At 36.5% G+C, this 20,255-nt stretch carries 12 protein-coding genes, 1 pseudogene and 1 riboswitch; of the genes and pseudogenes, 2 read left to right on the top strand and 11 right to left on the bottom strand.

What is annotated here, in order from left to right:
- Positions 1 to 129 precede the first annotated feature (129 nt).
- The 3 genes and pseudogenes from V6670_RS14185 to V6670_RS14195 all read right to left on the bottom strand — a co-directional run bounded on the left by V6670_RS14185 (position 130) and on the right by V6670_RS14195 (position 2,932).
- A complete protein-coding gene (locus V6670_RS14185; protein WP_338651460.1) occupies positions 130 to 1,011 on the bottom strand; it encodes a DUF559 domain-containing protein in 882 nt (293 codons plus the stop codon).
- A gap of 93 nt (positions 1,012 to 1,104) precedes the next feature.
- Positions 1,105 to 1,902 (bottom strand): annotated as a pseudogene (locus V6670_RS14190) (ribonucleotide reductase N-terminal alpha domain-containing protein); the annotation flags it as partial.
- A gap of 199 nt (positions 1,903 to 2,101) precedes the next feature.
- Positions 2,102 to 2,932 (bottom strand): biotin/lipoate A/B protein ligase family protein, encoded by an 831-nt coding sequence (locus V6670_RS14195; RefSeq protein WP_186436230.1) that lies wholly within the window; start codon positions 2,930 to 2,932, stop codon positions 2,102 to 2,104.
- Positions 2,933 to 3,144: 212 nt separating this feature from the next.
- On the opposite strand from V6670_RS14195, the gene V6670_RS14200 reads away from it, so the two are divergent.
- Together V6670_RS14200 and V6670_RS14205 are read left to right on the top strand one after the other, a co-directional pair.
- Complete coding sequence (locus V6670_RS14200; RefSeq protein ID WP_036122960.1) at positions 3,145 to 3,531, top strand: rhodanese-like domain-containing protein; 387 nt, start codon at positions 3,145 to 3,147, stop codon at positions 3,529 to 3,531.
- A gap of 605 nt (positions 3,532 to 4,136) precedes the next feature.
- A riboswitch (glycine riboswitch) is annotated at positions 4,137 to 4,213 on the top strand.
- A 164-nt stretch (positions 4,214 to 4,377) separates the two neighbouring features.
- Complete coding sequence (locus V6670_RS14205) at positions 4,378 to 5,715, top strand: amino acid permease (protein ID WP_141905485.1); 1,338 nt, start codon at positions 4,378 to 4,380, stop codon at positions 5,713 to 5,715.
- 33 nt (positions 5,716 to 5,748) lie between these two features.
- On the opposite strand, the gene V6670_RS14210 is transcribed toward V6670_RS14205, so the two are convergent.
- The 8 genes from V6670_RS14210 to comX all read right to left on the bottom strand — a co-directional run bounded on the left by V6670_RS14210 (position 5,749) and on the right by comX (position 20,060).
- Complete coding sequence (locus tag V6670_RS14210) at positions 5,749 to 6,714, bottom strand: glutaminase (protein ID WP_141905486.1); 966 nt, start codon at positions 6,712 to 6,714, stop codon at positions 5,749 to 5,751.
- A gap of 84 nt (positions 6,715 to 6,798) precedes the next feature.
- Positions 6,799 to 8,214, bottom strand: coding sequence for a M20 family metallopeptidase (locus V6670_RS14215; protein WP_338651461.1), 1,416 nt, complete (start codon positions 8,212 to 8,214; stop codon positions 6,799 to 6,801).
- A gap of 17 nt (positions 8,215 to 8,231) precedes the next feature.
- Positions 8,232 to 9,452, bottom strand: a complete 1,221-nt coding sequence (locus V6670_RS14220) for an MFS transporter (protein ID WP_058844015.1) — start codon at positions 9,450 to 9,452, stop codon at positions 8,232 to 8,234.
- 333 nt (positions 9,453 to 9,785) lie between these two features.
- Complete coding sequence (locus tag V6670_RS14225) at positions 9,786 to 11,087, bottom strand: hypothetical protein (protein ID WP_338651462.1); 1,302 nt, start codon at positions 11,085 to 11,087, stop codon at positions 9,786 to 9,788.
- 162 nt (positions 11,088 to 11,249) lie between these two features.
- Complete coding sequence (locus tag V6670_RS14230; RefSeq protein ID WP_338651463.1) at positions 11,250 to 14,117, bottom strand: hypothetical protein; 2,868 nt, start codon at positions 14,115 to 14,117, stop codon at positions 11,250 to 11,252.
- Between the two features lie 180 nt (positions 14,118 to 14,297).
- Positions 14,298 to 17,357 (bottom strand): hypothetical protein, encoded by a 3,060-nt coding sequence (locus tag V6670_RS14235; RefSeq protein WP_338651464.1) that lies wholly within the window; start codon positions 17,355 to 17,357, stop codon positions 14,298 to 14,300.
- Positions 17,358 to 17,574: 217 nt separating this feature from the next.
- The gene (locus V6670_RS14240) at positions 17,575 to 19,929 is read right to left on the bottom strand and encodes an ATP-binding protein (RefSeq protein ID WP_338651465.1); all 2,355 of its coding nucleotides are present in this window, start codon (positions 19,927 to 19,929) and stop codon (positions 17,575 to 17,577) included.
- The gene (comX, locus tag V6670_RS14245; protein ID WP_036125665.1) at positions 19,902 to 20,060 is read right to left on the bottom strand and encodes a competence pheromone ComX; all 159 of its coding nucleotides are present in this window, start codon (positions 20,058 to 20,060) and stop codon (positions 19,902 to 19,904) included. Before comX ends, V6670_RS14240 begins: the two co-directional genes overlap by 28 nt.
- Positions 20,061 to 20,255: the final 195 nt, after the last annotated feature.

Below are 20,255 nucleotides of genomic sequence, written 5' to 3' on the forward strand. Positions count from 1 at the left end.
TACTCTACTCACTTCCGCTAACTTAGCGTGCTTTCGATGGTCGTTGAACCTTCCCCTTTAAAAGGAGCTTGGCTGCTGATTGTCTTTATCCCACTGCTATTTTCAAGCATTCACGTTTACCGTTTCCGATTACGTTGTAGCTAGCAGTGCATTTATAATGCGTTTTTTAACATTTTCAAAATCATTTTTTATCTCATCTTCCAAAAAACGGAGTAAAGTGTATCCATTAGCTGCTGCAATTTGATTTTTTTCGATATCCCTAGCTTTTATTCTCTTTTGTACCTCATAAAAAGAGGAATAAAATTTTGGATTCCCATGCCAAAAATCACCATCACATTCAATTAGAATATTTGTCCCAACTAGTAAGAAATCAAATTGTGCACCTTCAAATATAAAGGAATATTTGTAGGTGATTGATTGTTCAACTAAGAAATTCTCTAAAGCTGTTTCAATACTAGTTTTTCTAAACGTTTCCCTCTCTATTTGCTTTAATGCAGCTTGTCGAATCTTTTCAATGGTTTCTTTACTATAAACCCCTGTCTTACCGCTATTCCATGAAGGCGTTCCATTTATTTTTCTAGTTTCAGCTGTTTTTGAAATGATATTTTTAAAATGAAACTTTTTTTGTTCATTTGGCATGTCATTATGCCACTTACCTGTATTTTGTGATCGAAGTCTACTCGCACACTCTTTACTACAAGTTTTAGTCTGCCGATGTTTTTCATCGAATAGTTTTCCACAAATTACACAAGTTAAAGGCTCACCTTTTCCTCGACAGCTTCTACTACAAAATTGATTTGGAATACCTCGCCTCAGTTTAACCTTTTTATTACATAAAATATATTGGCAGATCACCATTTCTATTGGATAAAAATAAGATATTAAATAATTATCTAATGTTAAGTTATGCTCATTTTTCAAATGAGACGTAAACCATCCTTGTTTATTATGATTTATTGTAAAGCCACATATTAAACAAGTTTGTGGTTGTATCGCATCATAAACATCCATATTTCCCACCTCGATTAAAGTGACAATATTTCCGTTAAAGAGTTCCCAGCAGTTCACGAGGTTTGTTTACGCAGAAGCACCTAGATTATGCTTACCTCTGCGGCTACCACCTTGTTCGACAAGATGAGTCAGCTTCGCAATATCATCTAACCAGGACACAGAGCCAGATGATTTACCATTTACACCACGTGCTAGTGTGTTGCGTGGACGTAATGTTGAACCATTTGTCCCTACGCCACCACCACGGCTCATAATTTCCATTACTTGCTTACGGTGATCACTGATGCCTTCACGTGAATCTGCGACAAACGGCATTACGTAACAGTTAAAGAAGGTTACATCTGTTTCAGATCCAGCTCCATAAATGACACGTCCTGCTGGAATAAATTTCAATGAAACTAATTGCTTATAAAACTTCTCAAACCACTCTTGGCGTTTCTCTGGTGTTTTTTCAACAGCGGCAAGGCCTGTTGCATTTCGTTTTGCGATTTGTTCATAAAAAATTTCAAGAGGCTTTTCAAGCACGTCAATTGAACGCGTAATTACACCCGTTTCTTGCTCTTGCGGATCGTCTAATGCACTGCGGTAATCTTCCTCAATCAGAATATCCGCTGTTTTTGTAGACATGTCCAGCTTTTGAATTGTCCCTAAACCACGTGCAGGGAATTTTGGATCAGCTTTTACTGTTAAAACAACAAAGTCACCGGCTTTCAGTGTTTTCTTTTCTGTGTCTTTAAACGAGTAGCGATCGATCATAACAAGTCTAGATACGCCTTTATGCGTAATATGCATATCAGGCGTTATTGGGTGTACTTGTGGGAATTGTTCGATATCTTTGTTTAACTGTTCAAATTGATTGTTTACTTCGGGTTGATGATTTGTGATTACCATCGTTTTGCCTCCCTTGCTATCTTCATTACAAAATAAATACACAATATCATGTGTTGTTAAACACTACATATTGTGTATTTGTCTTTAAAAAAGATACTATATATAGTTTTTTAATTCAACTCTTGCTTTTTTTATTAGAATCCGAACTACTTGTTATTACTAGGGTCAACGTTAAAAAAATATTTTTTCATACCATTTTTTACTTTTTAAAGTTCCATTCATCACTTGCATATTTTTTTTCTTCTAATGCACGAACATATTCTAACTGCTCCTCAGAAAGTGTAAATGGTTTTAATTCAATTTGCAACGATTTTGCAAACCCATCACGAAAAGCTGTTACACATTGTTCAACTGTTACTGGTTCTTTAACAAGACTGTTGATGGCAACCGCCTTTTCCGGTAACTTTCTGCGCATACGATTCTTCGCTTCTTCGCTTGAGAAATTAAATACGGATAATAACTTCTCTTGGTCTAAATCTAATAAAATGGCGCCGTGCTGTAAAATAACACCCTTTTGACGTGTTTGAGCACTTCCCGCTATTTTTTTTCCTTCAACGACCAGCTCATACCAACTTGGCGCATCAAAGCAAACAGCACTTTTCGGACTCTTGAGGTCAGCTCTTTTCTCCTCTGTATCAGGTACACTAAAATAAGCATCCATCCCAAGATTATGGAACCCTTGCAAGATTCCCTCACTTAATACACGGTATGCCTCTGTCACAGACTCTGGCATATCCGGATAGCTTTCCGTAACGATGACACTATATGTGAGTTCATGCTCATGCAAGACAGCTCGTCCACCCGTTGGACGACGCACAAAGCCTAAGCCTTGCTCACGTACAGCATCTAAATTAATATCTCTTTTAGCCTGTTGAAAATAACCAATCGATAGTGTCGCAGGCTCCCACTCGTAAAAACGAATCACTGGTGGAATTAACCCCTCACTATGCCAGTCAAGTAATGCTTCATCTAGTGCCATATTAAAAGAAGGACTACATTTCCCTGAATTTAGAAAATACCAAGTTGTCATATGTTCATCTCCTACAAATATAAAATGATCCCTCAGGCCCCACCTGTGGTTCAAACCTCACAAAAATTAGCTACAGTGTAAGTTGCTAACGATGTACTTTCGTAATGATATAGCCGAATTCGCCACAACCTAGTTAATTTTATCAAACTCATTGGACTATCGCTAGCGCATCTTTTATAATAATAGAGAAGATAGAAAGGGGTAAGAAAATCTTGGACATACTTATCACAATCGGTGTCGTTTTAGTAGTCATAATTGCATATATCGGTATTAATGCACTACGACTCAAAAAAGCCGTAACCAACTTAACACAAGAGCAATTCATAGAAGGCTATCGTAAAGCCCAGCTAATCGATGTACGTGAACAAAAAGAATTTGATGCTGGTCATATTCTTGGTGCACGAAATGTTCCTTCCACAACACTACGTCAACGTTATAAAGAAATCCGCCCAGATTTACCAGTATATCTATACTGTCAAAATACAGGCCGTAGCTCACGTGCTGCACTATTTCTTAAAAAACGTGGGTACAACCAAATTTACCAACTTCAAGGTGGATTCAAAACTTGGACAGGTAAAATAAAAGCCAAAAAATATTAATGTCCACATGAAAAAAGAAGCCGTCTCAAAGAACTATGAGACGGCTTCTTTTTAAAAAAATTCAGAGTTTCTACTATATTATATCTATTGCAAATGCTTAAGTACTAGCTTGTTGTTCACCAAGCCCCTAATCATGCATTGGGCAGAAAAAAGGATAGCGACGAGAGACAAAATATATAGCTCATTCTTACTAACAATTCCTGACTGTAAATGATCCGTTCTTTGATAGAGCTAAGCGCTCTGACACCTTAGTGAGCGAATTAATGTCACTTAGTAATCAGGTTCCCCAATAGCACCCTTCAACACGTTAGTAGTAAGCTCCCTACAAAATCAACCACGCCAACACTATCTTTATGCAAATCCTCCACGACACTGATTCATTTTTACCTCATTTTAAATAGCACCCCATCAAATATTTTGTATGTTCAAAAATACTATTTTTCGTTAGAGATTTAGCATATTGCGTCCTATTCTGCTATTTTTCTGAAAATAGTCAGAATTTATTATTGAATAATGGGACGAGCACTGATAGGATGTATAATATCTTACAATAATAATTGATTATGAAGTTAATAAGCTATGAATGCTATGGATTAAACTATAGCAGGAGCAGTTCTGGAGAGAGCGCCATGTGCGTCGCCGAAGGGTTCACTATCTCAGGCAAAAGGACAGAGGAGTAATATCAGCTTTTATTAGCAATGTCACACGAATAGTACATCTATTTCGTGTAACATTCGTGACTAAATGGTATTTGTTATTCTGACGTTTTTCCGAGACTAGTGTCACAACTAGTCTCTTTTTGTTTTTCCAGTCATAGTTTTTTATGTATCTTTGAGGGGGATTAACGTGGAACAGCAACAATTAAAACGAGATTTAAAAAATCGCCATGTGCAGCTTATTGCCATTGGTGGAACAATTGGGACGGGTTTATTTTTAGGCTCTGGCAAAGCCATTGCCCTTGCAGGCCCTTCTATCATCCTTGCCTACTTAATTGTCGGTACCGCCTTATTTTTTGTGATGCGTGCATTAGGTGAGCTGCTATTATCCAATGCAGGCTACACATCATTTACGGATTTTGCATCCGAATACATAGGTCCTTGGGCAGGCTATGTGACAGGTTGGACATATTGGTTCTGTTGGATTATGACAGCTATGGCGGACATTATCGCGGTGGGGGTTTATACACAATATTGGTTTGATATCCCCCAATGGATGCCAGCCATTGGTTGCTTAATCTTATTATTACTACTCAATTTATTAACTGTTAAACTTTTTGGTGAATTGGAATTTTGGTTTGCCATCATTAAAGTGATTACGATTGTGGTTCTTATCATCATCGGACTGATTATGATTGTGACAGGCTTTCAAACTAGCTCAGGAACGGTAGCAGTGGAAAATCTTTGGGCACACGGTGGTCTATTTCCAAATGGAATGTACGGCTTTTTAATGGCTTTCCAAATGGTTGTGTTTGCTTTTGTTGGCGTGGAATTAGTGGGGGTTTCAGCAGCTGAGACAGCAGATCCTCAAAAAAATATTCCCTCTGCCATTAATAAAATTCCATTTCGTATTTTACTCTTTTATGTAGGTGCATTGTTTGTGATTTTATGTATCAATCCATGGTATGAAATGTCTGCCTCCAGCAGTCCCTTTGTACAAGTATTTACACTGGCTGGCATTCCGATTGCTGCGGGTATTATAAATTTTGTTGTACTCACTTCAGCCGCTTCAGCAGGTAACAGTGGTTTATTTTCAACAAGTCGGATGCTCTTTAATCTTGGGAAAAATAAACAAGCATCACCTACATTTGCCAAGCTCAACAAAAACAGCGTGCCAAGTAATGCGCTTGTTATTTCAGCTATTGTTGTATCAGTAGGTGCATTGTTAAGTAAGCTGATGCCAGAAAATGCCTTTAGTATTGTGACGACAATTAGTGCCATTTGTTTTATTTGGGTGTGGAGCATTATCGTTATTTCTCACATTATTTATCAACGAAAAAATCGCGCCTTACATGAAGCATCGAAATTTAAAGCACCACTGACACCTTTTATCAACTATGTAATTCTAGCATTCTTTGCCTTTCTCTTACTTGTAATGTTTATTTCTGAGGCTACACGTACAGCTCTACTATTAACACCAATTTGGTTTATAGCCTTATTCATTCTTTATAACATGAAAAAAAGATGACCTCAGCCTAAGTGCTGAAGTCATCTTCACGCATTAAAAAATAGTCATATCCCATTCTGTCGCTAAATGCTTTAGTAACTGCACACCAGCCACACTGTTTCCTATTGGATCGATTGCTGGCCCATAAATACCGATACCACAGCCAGTAGGAAATGGGGAATTCAAGCCTGCATGACCTGGAACAGCTGTAAGAATCGCACCGGAAACACCACTTTTAGCAGGCAGGCCAATAAAGGCTGCAAACTTTCCTGAAGCATTGTACATACCGCATGTCACCATCAAAGCCTTCGCTAATTTCGCCACTTGTTTAGGAAATAGCTGTTTCTTTAACAATGGATGGTAGCCATCATTGGCAATTACTAAGCCAATCATCGCTAAATCTGATACATTGACTTCAATTGCACATTGCTTCAAATACACCTCAAGTGCCGCCTCTACTGGACAATCTAGGAAGCCTGAATCCATTAAATAGTAGGCCAATGCTCGATTACGATTGGCGGTTTGCCATTCTGATTGGAATACCTCTTCATTAATACTTAATTGCTTGCCAATGATTTGTTCTAAAAATTGTAGAATTTTTATGACCTTCTCTTGCGGTGAATGACCAGCCAGCATCGAGGACACCGTAATGGCCCCAGCGTTTATCATTGGATTAAACGGTTTCCCTGGTTGATGGCTTTCTAAGCGAATAATAGAGTTGAACGTATCCCCTGTTGGTTCCACATCTACTCTTTCTAGTACATAAGGTAAACCTCGATCCATACAGGCTAATATAAATGTGATCACTTTAGAAACACTTTGAAGTGTAAATAGTTCTGTAGTATCTCCTGCTTTGATTTCGTTGCCATTTGAACCGATTATCGCAATCGCTAATTGGTTCGGATCTTTTTTGGCTAAAGCAGGGATATAGCTAGCACATTGACCTTCTTTGGCGGCAGTGCGAAACTGCGATACCCATTGTGTCATAAGGTGATCCTGCTGATGTGGTTGTATTGACATGTTTGTGTTCTCCTTTCAAAAATGAGGCAAAAACAGAGCCTTCATAGTTCTCCTATGAAGACTCCATCCAATGTCGCTAGCCTTTTATGGCTTAGGAGGCTGTGTTCCCTCTGGAATTAATGATACATATGTTTCTCCATCAAGACGTTCCTGCCATTCCTTTTTCGCTTCCTCGATATAGGCTGGATTATTAAGCACCGCAATAGCCGTACAAGCCATGATTTTAGCCGCTTGTAGCATCCCTTTATGCGCGATTGGCATAACTCCTTGAGAGACAACCTGCCATGTATGTAGTGGTGTTCCTAATGCCATACATACCGTTGTACATTGTACAGTTGGTACATTCCAGCTGACATCTCCTACATCTGTTGAGCCACCCATAATAAATTCGGGTAGCATGCCTGGAACGTGATCAGCAATCACTTTTCCCTGTAATTGCTTGACATCTTCTTTACGCAAGCCTATTAATGAGGCGGCTTGTACTTCAGGAGTAAACGTATTGAAAATAGCCTGCGCATACTGCTCATCCTCTATTGTATAGTGTGGCATGCCAATTTCAAGTATTTGTTGATACATCACATCATAAAGCGTTTTATTAGTAATCAGATTTGAAGCAGCACCTTCAAAATCAACTTCCACTGATGTGCCTGTCATCAGTGTGGCACCCTTAGCAATATTTTCAACACGCTGATAAATTTCCTGCACTTGCTGCTTTTTAGGTGCTCTAATCAGATACGTTACCTCTGCATATGGTTGTACTACATTCGGTGAAGTTCCACCTGAATTCGTAATAGCATAATGGACACGAGCTTCTGGAATGATATGCTCTCGTAAATAGTTTACCCCAACATTCATAAGCTCAACAGCATCTAAAGCGCTTCTTCCAAGGTGTGGTGCGGCTGCGGCATGTGCACTTTTGCCTGTAAACTTAAAAGTTGCGGCATAGTTTGCTAGAGAGCTACAAGTCATAACCGTTGAAAATGTACCTGGATGCCAAGAGATTGCAATATCCACATCGTCGAAAAGACCAGCTTTCGCCATATAAGCTTTACCAGATCCATTTTCCTCTGCAGGACAGCCATAAAAACGGATTGTTGCTGATTGATGATTTTGCTCTAAGTAATCCTTCACTGCAACAGCAGCTGCAAATGCACCTGTTCCTAATAAATTATGACCACAGCCATGTCCGCTTCCACCATTCTCAAGAGGTTCATGTTGTGTCGCCCCACCTTTTTGACTCAAACCGGGAAGTGCATCATATTCACCTAAAAAGGCAATTACAGGCTTTCCACAACCAAAAGTCCCAACAAGCGCCGTTTCAAGTCCAGCAACGCCAACCTCTGTTTGAAAGCCCTCTTTCTCTAACGCCTCTTTCAAATATTGCATGGATTTTTTCTCTTGAAAATGAAGCTCAGGCACAGCCCAAATAGCATCACTTAATGCTACACTTGCCTCTTGTTTGGCTTCAATTAACGCAGAAATTTTTTCATGAAAACTCATTTTTTTCCCTCCAATTTTTATGCTTTCAACAATATTCCTTTTTGGTCATTTAGGGTGACAAGCGACACAATACAGATAAGCGCAAAGCCAATTAACATCCAAAAGGCTGCATCAAAGGAGCCATTAAAGGCATCGACCATAAATCCAATCGCCATTGGCGTGACAAAGCCCGCTAATTGCCCCCCTGTATTCGCAATCCCCATTGCCGAACCTGTGATCGAAGAGGGTAATTTCTTCAATACAATAACAGGTAGTAATGTAATGACAAACGCAATAAAGATAGAAACAACTGTTTGATAACCAATAAATAACGTCACTGTTTTTGCAGTAAACATTAAATACAATAAAAGACCAATAACTGCACAGGAGATGGAGCCTAACACTTTCTCCATTCCTTTTGGTAGCTTATCAATGATATATCCACTACCATACACACCAATAATCGTTGTAATGGCAGGAATTGTTTGTGCCCAGCCAATGGACATTAGATCCAATCCGCGATTTTTTTGCAGATAAGTCGGGATCCAGGAAACCAAGCCCCAGTTCACGGCATAAATACAGAAATAAGCAATAATTAAATTCCACATCAACGGTGTTTTCAATAGTTCTTTAAAGTTCACTTTGTGTGCAGAATTTTCTGTACTAGCATCTTCTGCTTCGTTTTGTGGAAGTTTAATATATTTCCAATATAAAAAGGCAATAATAGCGCCAATAGCTCCAATAATGATAAACATCATGCGCCAGCCAATCGTCCCTAATAAATAAGCTGCTAGCAGCGGCACGATGAGTGAAACAATGCCACCAGAAGTAAGCATGATGGACATCGCTCTGCCTCTTTCCTCTTTTGGGAAGATTGTGGCAATAATTTTAGAGCTTGCTGGCTGAAATCCACCCTCGCCAATCCCAAATAAAAATCGAATCACAATCATCGCTGTTAATGACCAAGCAATCGCTGTTAGACCCGTAAAAATAGACCACATAATAACAGCCATCAATAAAATTCTTTTAGCGCCAAATTTATCTGCCAGCCAGCCACCTGGTATTTGCATAATGGCATAGCCTAAAAAGAAAGCGCTTAAAATGATACCCGTAGAAGATGCATCCAGTTGCAAATCACCCGTAATCGATACAACTGCATAGTTCATAATGTAGCGATCTAAATTACCTAAAGACCAACCTAAAAATAATAGTGCAAGGATGACATTTCTAGATTTTTTCGTTACTTCATTTGCTGTCATTCATATCCCTCCCATTGATCAGAAACATTTTCTTGATTGCAATGTTTGCTTCATTGCTCTTATTGTTCTTGATGATCTTTGCCCCCTTGCCATAACTAGTAAAATCAACACCCCTTTTATATACCGACATTTTCGTTATATATTCGTATAATAATCAAAGTTCTATGAAATGACAATATTTTTTTGAAAATTTCTAATAGATAATCGTCTTTGATTTACTAAAAAGGTGTACAATTCGTTGATGTAGCTGGGTTGCTCAAAAAATGCCTAATTCTAAAAATAGCAAAAAAATGCCCCAAACCATTTAATGGTTTGGGACATTTTTGCAAGATTCTAAACAAGCTGATACATTTTTATTGGTCTACCACGTGTATGCTGTAACTCTTCTCCACAGATTCTCGCTAAATCTACATTACATAAATCAGCTACGATCCGTTGGGCATTTCTTTCGCTCATTTGAAGCTGTGTCGCTAAATCCTTTGTTGTGAAATGCTTCCAGTGCATTTTCTGCACGAGTGCATTTATTTTCATATACGTTTTAATACTAATATTACCCTTTTTTAGTTTTTCTAAAATATAAGGATCTTCTGCTCGATAGGAATAAGCAAGCTCTTCTACATTCCCAACCGATTCAATAATCGTGCCATCATCCTGAATCATGACAATATCAATCGCTTCATTTTCCTTTGTCTGTCTTAGTCCTCGATGTGCATGTAACTCAGCATTAAATACCGTTTGAGCAAAACCAATGCCTGCTGTCACCTTTGCTTCCATTTCGATCGACAGTTGGTACATTTTTTCTTGTAAAAATTTTATTTGTCCTTCGATGGCTCCCCTTGTACTAAAAATAGTATACTTTCCATTTCCCTCTTCAATAAGAGAGCCATCTATCTGTTCACAAAGCTGGAGCAAATATTCCTTCGTGCGCAATTCTAAATATTGAATGCGATAACCTTGCTTCATACGCTCTTTCAATGAATCGAAGTCCTTTATTTCAAGCATAACTGCACCAATTTGTGTTTCTTTATAGTAGGATGTTTTGATTTTTTCAGTAAAAAGCTGAACGGTATGATAAATTTCCGTTTTCGTCGGTGAAACCCAATAAGATGGAACACCCTGTTTCCTCAGCTCTTCATCAACAGAAGGATAGCAAGTAATGGCAAAATCAATCTTTCCTTCCTGCCAGAGACTATAGTGGAAATTAAATAACTCCTGCGGATCAATGGCCACATCGAATTCCTTTAAATACATGTGATTTACATTGTGCTGAATCTCCGCGAGACTCTCTGACGCCATTTGAGAAGGGGATGGGATGATATCGATACTAACATTTTCAATAAACTTTTTTTGTTGATAGGACTGCTCTAAAAATCCACGATAAATGGCAGCCTCTGAAAAAATAATATGAGCCAATTTCTCCTGAGAAACATTCGTTTGACGAGCAAGCTTATAAGGGATATAGCCAGAAAATAGCCAGAAATCCACGCCCTGATTATGTTTCTCTACTAGATGCTTTGTTTCAGTTGCTACTTCATAAACATACGGAATAAATTCCATATCCTGTTCAATTTCCCGTGCTAATGCAATAATTCTTTCAACGGATTTAACGGGACCAACAACACCTATTTTATACATCTTTCGTTCCTACCTTCTTTGTGCAACTGCAATCGTTATGTAAAAATTTTCTTTCTCTGTTGTACATAGTATAGCGGACAATTAAATGACAAGACAAATAAAAATGGCTTCCTGTATAAAGAAAAGCCCCGAAAATAGTTCGGGGCCATCTTTGAATAAAAATTATTTTTCAGTTGGATACATTTTTGTATAAAGTAATTCTAATTTTTTGGAAAGCTTACCATAAGCAGTTTGCCATGCCTTCCGAGCCGCATCATCGCCATCTGCTTTGTATAAAGCATGGACTTCTGCTACCTTTTTCAAATCATTTTCAGCCTGAGTTAGCTTCGAATAATTTTTAACAATTTTCTTATCAGTAGCACTTAATTCATCATACTTGGCACGAATTTCTTTCACTTTGTCCTCTAAACCATCCACATACTCGCCTTTTACAAGTAGAGAATTTATGGATTCAATTAACATTAAAGCATTTTCATTCGTTTGTTGCTGACCTTGTTGCTTCTCCATAATTAATTGTCTAGTCGCCGCATCAATAAGACTCACTTGTTTAGACGTTAGCTTTTCAAATGCCTTAATGACTGTGCTCGGATTACTACTAAACGATTTTTCATAGGTCTTCATAAAGGATTCTACTTTTTTCACATCAGCTATTGCAGCTTTTAAAATATCATAATTCGTAATCAGCTTTTTATCACTTGAGCTAAGGCTACTATATTGTGTAGAAAGATTTTGAATTTTTTCCATTGAAACGGTATAGAGATCATTTGAAACGATTGTTGCAATTTCATTATTTAGCTGTGTGATATTCGGTGCATTTTCATCGATAATTTGATTATTTAATAAAGCTTCATACTGTTCTTTTGCTAAATGCTGCTGATTTGCAGGTAATTTTGCATAAGCCTTTTGCACCGTTTCAATTTTTTTAGCTTGTTTCGCAGCATCTGTTTCTTCTCTAGCTGTCTGTACTTTTTTATGGAATGATTTTACACCTGAAATATCCTTCTTCGCCGCTGTTAATAAGTAATAATTCGTCACGTATTTTCTTCCACCAGAAGATAGTGCTTTATAGGATTCTGATGCTGTATCAACAGCAGATTCTAATTGTTTAAATGTAAATGTAGTAACATTTGCCAATTTCGCGATATTCGCCTTTAAAGCCTCAGCTGCTGCCTTATCAGCAGGCACTTTACCATTGTCATCAATCGAAACTTTTGGCGTATTCAGTAAAAAATCATCTGCATTATATACAAGAGACTGTTGTAATGTCGTCAGCTTATTATAAGCTTTTAACGCACTGGAATAACTTGAAGTCAATTTACTTTCCTTAACACCTGTTATGCCCATCAACTTCTGATAAGCGTCCATATCTTTTATTACTTTTTCAGCCGTTTTCAAATCCTTTTGTAGCGTGACAAGATCATCATATCCAATAATTTGTGCTGCTGACGCTTTCGTTAAGCTCTTATATTCTTTAATCATTCGATTAACATTATTGACATGACTTTGCCATGAACTAGCCGATGGATTGATTGGATAGATATCATCTCCAATATAGCTGTCTATATCATGATTTAGTGCAGCAATTTGACTTTCTTCAGCACTTTCTGCAACCGTTAAACGCTGCAAATACGTATCTGATACTAATTTTAATTGCTTATATGTTAATTTTTCATAGGCAGAACGAATGGACTTGGCAGCCGTAACTTGCTTATTCGGCGTATTGTTTGGTGATAATTTATCAAATGACTTAATAAATTGCTCAACCTTTTTAATATCCGCTTTAGCTTCCGTTAAAATAGTCTGATTTTGAATAGCGCCTCGGTAATTTTGGGATAGCTTTGCGATATCCGCTTCAATGCTAGTAACTAGCGTTTGTAGGGCATCCTTATCTGAAGGTACATATTGCGCGAGAGAATTCTCGTAGGATAGTAAATGAACAATTGCTTGATTTAGTCTTCGTACTTCTGTTATTTCCTCAAGGTCATTTGGCTCATTTAAAAGATCTTTAATGTTTGTATATAGGGTATCATTCACATCTAAGCTACGTTGTAACTGATCGAGCTTATTATATGCCTCTTCAATTTCTTGAATATATTTAGGTCTGTCTTTTTCATTAACGTCCTTTATTTTATCGACTTTTTCTTCTAATTTACTGACTAGTTCCACATCAGCAAGTGCTCTCTTTAGGACTTCATAATTGGACACATTTGCTTTAGCTGGTACTGATAAGGCTTGATATTTACTTTCTAATGCTGTTAGCTGTCCCTTAAATGATTCTAGGCTCGATACATTGTATTGATTATCATGCACCAGTAAGGCCTTAATATCATTCATTAACGTATCCGTTGGTTCTTTAGATACAGTAATAGCGGTAGAGAAATCTGACTCCACAAACGCAGTACCTACCTGTGCTTTTACTTTGACAATAATATCTTTGATGCCCTTTTCAATGGCATCCTTTGGTATTGTATATGTGCCACCAGCGGCTCCCTCAATAATGGTAAAGGAGCTATCACCAAGTTTATAAAACCATTGATAACTATATGTAATTTGGCCACTCTGTAATTTCGCGCCTGCTTTATCCGTTACAGTAACACCTGCCACTTTAACGGTTTCCCCAGGTGCAACAAAATCAGAAGCGGAATAGCCCTCCAGCGTTGGAGCTGTTATCTCAAGATCTAATTGATTAATCTTACGTGTTTCACTTTGAAACTTTTTACCATCAGTTGTAGTAGCCTCCACGAAAATTGATTTTCCAGCCGCTTCAACTGGTACTTTTAAAGTAGACGATGTAGCACCTGAAATTGGCTTATTCGTCGTATTTTTTGAACCATCTTCACCATCAATTTTCTCTAAATAATACCATTGATAAGCATTAACTACTGTATTTTCTGGCAATTTATCAACTGTTAATGTTTCATTGACAATATTTTGTCCAGTAATGATAACCGTTTCTGCTGCATCTGCTACGGTTGGTACAATAAGTGCTACAGGAATAGCTGCTGCTGTTAAAAATAATTTCTTATTCAAATCGATTAACCTCCTCTATCCATCTAATGAATTATATCGACCATAAAGCCATAATTTCCTTTGTTCTGCAGAAAGAATTCTAAAAAGTGTATTTTCTCCTGAATTAATATTAAAACAATAATAATATTTTGATTAAACAATAAAAAATCTAGCAGAGATTGACTGCTAGATTGCTGTTTATTATGAGTTTATTGATTCATATAGCTGTTCTAATTTCTTAGATAATTTGTTATATGCCTTTTGCCATGCTTCCTCATCATCTTTAAGTAATATTACTTCTTTCACTTTTTGCAAATCACTTTCAGCCTGTGTGAGCTTGCTATAATTTTTGACAAGTTTTTGTTGCATAGCTGTTAAGTGATTATATTTGTTCTTTATATCAATTAATCGATTTTCTAAGTCCGACACATAATATCCATCTATTTGTAATTCATTGATTGAATCAATCGTCTCTAATACAAGATCATTGGCTGTTTGCTCACTTGTTTCCATTTTTTGAATCTCTTCCAATAAACTCGTTAACTGTCCATTCATCTCGGCCTCATAGCCCTCTAATAAACTAATCTGTAGCGTTGTGAGCTTTCGAAAATCTTTCATAATCGCCGATGGATTTTTTTCTAGATTCGTCTGGAATTTCTTAATAAAGGACTCAACAGCTTTGACGTCACTTATTGCTTGTTTAAGATCCTGAGCATTGGTAATTAGTTTTTTCTCAGCAGAGGAAAGAGCATTGTACTTGTTAATCATATCCTTTACTTCAGTTAGCGAAAAAATATAGCCATTTGCATCCATAAGTTCTTTATTTAAGTCGTTATAATTCTCTGTATATTCTTCGATTTTATTGCTGATTTTTACATAAAGAGGTTGAGCTAATTCTTGCTGAATGGCATTTAATTTGCTGTATGCTTTTTGAACAGCCTGTAGCTTCGAATATTGTTTAGTGGAATCTGCCACAGATAATGCCTCATTGACCTTCTTATCAAAGGATCGGACCGCTCTCACATTGGCTTCGGCAGCTTTTAAGTCTGCATAATTTATCACATATTTCTTTACGCCTTTAGGCAACTCTTTATATTTATTGACTAATTCGTCCACAGCTCTAGCATAGCTTTCAAAGTCAGACGAATCGTTAAGAACATTTTTAATGTCATCACTGAATTTCTTACCTGCAGTTGCATCGTTACTTGTCTCACCAGGAATCTCATTATTCGTAGGAATTTCATTCAAAAGAGTAGCATTATAAACATACTTTTGCTGAGATATGGTTAATTTATTATACGCTTTTAATGCAGAATGAAAGGCAGACTGTATTTTGTTAAATTTCGTTTCAGGTTTCAATAGCGCATTATATTTTTCTATTTGGATAATGACTTTTTCAGCAGCCTTTAAATCCTTTTGCATTTGAAGCATTTCGTTTTTTGTCGCCATATCATTATAGGACTTTAAACTTTTTTGCAGTGAGATAATGGTATTAACTTTCGATTTAAGTGTTTCCCATTCATTCGCTAATCCTGCTGCCCCTTTCACCTCGGCTAGCAATTGCTCCAGCTCTTCGATTGTCGTACGTTCTGCGTTTTCAGCTTCCACTAGGAGGGGTAGCTTATATTCTACCAATCCTTGCTGACGTAAGTTCAGCTTCAAATAGGCTGACCGAATGCTTTTAGCTGTTGCTACCTTTTGTTTAGGCGTCTGCCCTTGCAATTTATCAAATAGCTTTTCAAATTTTTGTGCACTTTTTAAATCCGCTTTTGCCATTGTTAAAATGGCTTGATTTTGCACAATCATTTTATACTCCGGTAAAAGGGCATTAATTTTAGCATCTATATCTGCTATTTTTTCCGCTAAGATACTCATTGTTTCTGAAGCGTATTGTGGGATCGGATCCATACCGTCTCCCAATAACTCTGTAATCAGTCTATTGATTTCACCAAGCTTTGCAAGCTCCTTTTGACTATCTGGATTTTTCAGCAATAAATCTACTATTTGCTGATAAATATTACCAGCATCTAAGCTTCGTTGTAAATAATCCAGTTGATCATATTCAGCCTTTAGTTGTTGAAGCTGTTGGAGGCTACTCTTTCCATCTAATGCTTTTATTTGCGCTGCAAGACGCTCTACTTTGGCAATATCAGCTACAGCACGCTGCAATATCGAGTAGTTTGTCACCTGTGCCTTTGCTGCTGGTGTTAATTTTTGATATTGATTGTCTATCTGAGATAGAACTGACTTTATATCTTCTCTATAGATAACACGTTTTTGGGTATCCATTGTGAGCAACGTGGCAATTTGTTTTTCAATAGCTTTTATGTGATTGTCTGAAATACGGATTGGCGTTACGGCAATACCAGAAATCACTTGATCTCCCACTTTTGCAGTAACCTTCACCACAATATCCTTCATTGCTGAATCCTGTGTATCTTTAGGAATCATATAGGAAGGAGTGGAGGCATTGGGGATGATAGAATAACTACTCCCTACCTTATATAGCCATTGGTAGGTAAACGAAATTTGTTTCGACTCTAACGTGATTTTTTGTGAAGTATCCGTTTCTGTTGTTATGACAGGGATTTTCACTTTAAGCGTATCTCCAGGCACGACAAAATCTCCACCTGTGAAGCCTTCAAATTCGATTGCTTCTATACTTAAATTCAGCTTCTGAATCTTTTTATTCGGACTTACATATACCAAACCATCTTCTGTTTTGGCCTCCATAAAGATCAGTTTATCAGCAGCTAAAGGTGGTATAACGAGCTCTAATTTCGTTTCATTTGCAATGGGTTTCGCCTTATTATCTTCTAGGACATACCATTGAAAATTTGTAAATACAGTCGGTTTATTTGTGTTACTTGATAAACCTTCAATTTTAGCGACTAACTTACCATTCACATAATCATTGCCTTCAGTCAAAAGAGTTCCTTTAACAACGATTTTTTTACTTTCATACATTTTCCCACGGTCATCTGTAACCTTAACAATAATGGATTTTCCTAATGCATCTGAAGGTATTAAATAGACGTTGCTAGTTTGTGAAGAAAGCAGCTCCTCTACGCCCGCTTTCACAAAATACCATTCGTACTGATAATTAGCATCTTTTGGTAAGGAGGTGATATCAGCCTTTAATTCTGTCCCTACCATACCACTTCCTTCAATAGTTACCTGCTCTGAAGCAGCATGTGCATCGATAGGCATAATAATAGCTGCTGGGGCTACTGCCATTAGTAAGAATTTTGCCTTAGTCATTCAAAACCCGCTCCTTACATTATGTATATATCACATATTATAGCAATACTTTCCACCTACTAGCAATGACACTTCAAATAATAGGATCTCTAATGAGAGCGTTTCACTAGTATAAAATGTTATGAAAAAACAAAAGCCTTCTAACCCACATTCGTAGCATCGACGAAGAGATTAAAAGGTGAAAAAAAGTATGCCTATGTGCTTCCGCTTCATTTGCTTATCCACGAATCATATAAGTTGGACGGTTCAGGGTACTATACGTATAAGAGTGTGTATGATTCGTTTCACTTACGATAATTCGAATGGTCATCCCTTCTCCTACTTTGCTGTCTAAGGTGAATTTCCCATTAAAAGCCTGAACTCGCTCTTGCATACCTTGAATGCCCATAGAATCGGCAAGTAAAATATCATCTATATGACAACCCACCCCATCATCGGTATACAATATTTCAAAGCCCTCTTCGGTGCCCAATAAATAAATTTCTACTGTATTGGCATACGAATGCTTTAAAGCATTGTTTAATAATTCTTGGAACAGTCGATAAATCATTAAATTCAAACGCTCATCTTCTAAATAAAGACGGTCAATGGTATAGATCAAGACAAAATCAGCACGTTTATGGATTTTTTGTATAAGCTTCTCAAGGGCTGCATTTAAACCCAATGTATCTAAGAGTGGAGGCTTTAAATTTTCACAATAGCCCCTTAAATCATTCAATGAGGTAAGCATATGTTCATGAAGCTTCACAAGTTTTGTGGGGATCTCCTCTTTTTCCTTTGTATGCATGAGGACACCCATTTCTCTCGCAATATGAAGCTGTTCTTGTAAAATCGTATCATGAAGTTCCTGAGCAAGCTGATATTTTTCTTCCTCGAAGCGTAGCCAAAGTAATTTGTTGAGCCATGGCAGCTGTCGATTATCAGCCTCTTTCATATGCTTTAACTGATTTAGTAGCTCCTCGACCATTTTTGTATTTTCGATAAAATTATTTAAATAGAGCAGCAGCAATTCGAGCCATAACAATTCCTCATCCTTCAGATAAATCGATTTATTATGATCCACAACAAGAATGCGTTTATAATTTGCATCTTGATGAATAAAGGCGATATAGAAATGATCTGTTTTTTTAATATCCCCTAAACCTAATCGTTCGACTAGAACCTCATCAATCTGGTGCTGCGTGTATTCCTTGGATTTGTTCGTCAATGTCACTTGATGTGTTTGAAAATCATAGGTTAAAACATATACCCTTTCCATTTCAAGCTGGAGCACAACCTCCTGCACAAATTTCTCCAATAAATCCTCAATCTTTACAACTCTCCCAATACTATCGACGGTTGTATACAAGCGGTGGATGTAATCCCCTTTTGTAGAAAATAAAATTTTCCGCTTTCGATAATCAATCCGCTCTTTTATATAAAACAAAGCCATTAACGATAGAAAGGCAAAAAAGAAAATCTCCGTCATGCGCGTAATGGATAGATCAGTCAATAAATATAAACCGGCTAATAACCAAATTGTAAAGCCAAAGGAAAAATTAAAATAATAACGTAATCGAGAAATAAAATACTCCATATCGAAAATACGTTCAGTTAGCTGTGTGAATATGAAGCTAAATGGAATAAGCATTAAAAATAATGAACATACATCGGCGGATAATAGTTGTTTATGAAATAGGATTTCAGGTAGTGCGTAAAGAAATAAAAAAGGCAAAAATGGGATGATGATACTACTTAATAGTATTTTTAATTGTGGAGTTCTATATTTGAAATATCCTTCTATTATAATTCCAAGAATTAATAGTAATAAGAAGAAAAATAACCCCAAAATGATATATGAATTTTGAAAATGAGTTGAAGGATACAGAACACTGAAAATACTAAGTAATACACCAAAAATAGGAATGACATAAACAGTACTAATTCGCTTTATAAACAACCATTTTATATCTATGAATTCAAAATATATCTTCAAAAAGTGCATTAATATCACTAAACATAGTAACATGCTGCTACGGTTGATTATAATACCTACAATATTTAATCTACTAGAAGCTCCACTACTAACATAAGCCAATGAAACTGTTAAAATAAAAAGAATTAACAAATTAATAAGAATCGTATTTTTTTGTTTATATTTTAAATATAAAGTGATAAGCAAAGTTAGTATAAAATAACAAAAAGGGACTATTAAAACATAATAAAATTGTTGAGGTATATCAGATAACTTTATTTTTAAGTTTATAACAGTCCCATTACTTTTCATTACAGTCAATTCTCTAGCAGATCGAACTACAGGTTCATACGCTAAATCTTGAATATTGTCTATTTTTATACCATTAACTTCTAAAATAATATCCCCTGTAGTAAGTTGCTGTTTTTCAGCCCACTCTTTGTAATATGGCTCCGTTAAAATCCATTGTCCATCCGCTTTTTGTACCTTCAAACTCAAAACAGGCTCACTATATGTAACATTTAGTAAATATAGACCTAATACCAAATAAATACTTATAGTGAGCCAAAACCATTTTTTTTTATTTAAATTTAATACCAAATTGTGCTTTCTAAACATATATCTTCATCAAACGAATCCAAGATTGCCTTTTGTTCAAGTGCTGAAATACCAATAAGAGAAGCTTTTTTTTCTTTTAACAATGTTACCAACGACGGATTTTGCTCTAAATATTGAATAACGTTAATCATTAAAATCGCCTCATTTCATTAGTTTTTTTAAGATTATAGTTACAAGTATTTGCCAATAAGTTCTTTATTAAAGTAATTATTAACCATATATGTAACTATATTTTCATTATACTATCTCCCTCCAATAATTCAACATAATTTTCTAAAAAATACAAAAAATTAATAGGATATGTAATAATTTTGCTATATTTTTCA

Origin of the sequence: Lysinibacillus sp. Y5S-8, from assembly GCF_036894365.1 — a bacterium.
GTDB classification, from domain to species: domain Bacteria; phylum Bacillota; class Bacilli; order Bacillales_A; family Planococcaceae; genus Lysinibacillus; species Lysinibacillus fusiformis_D.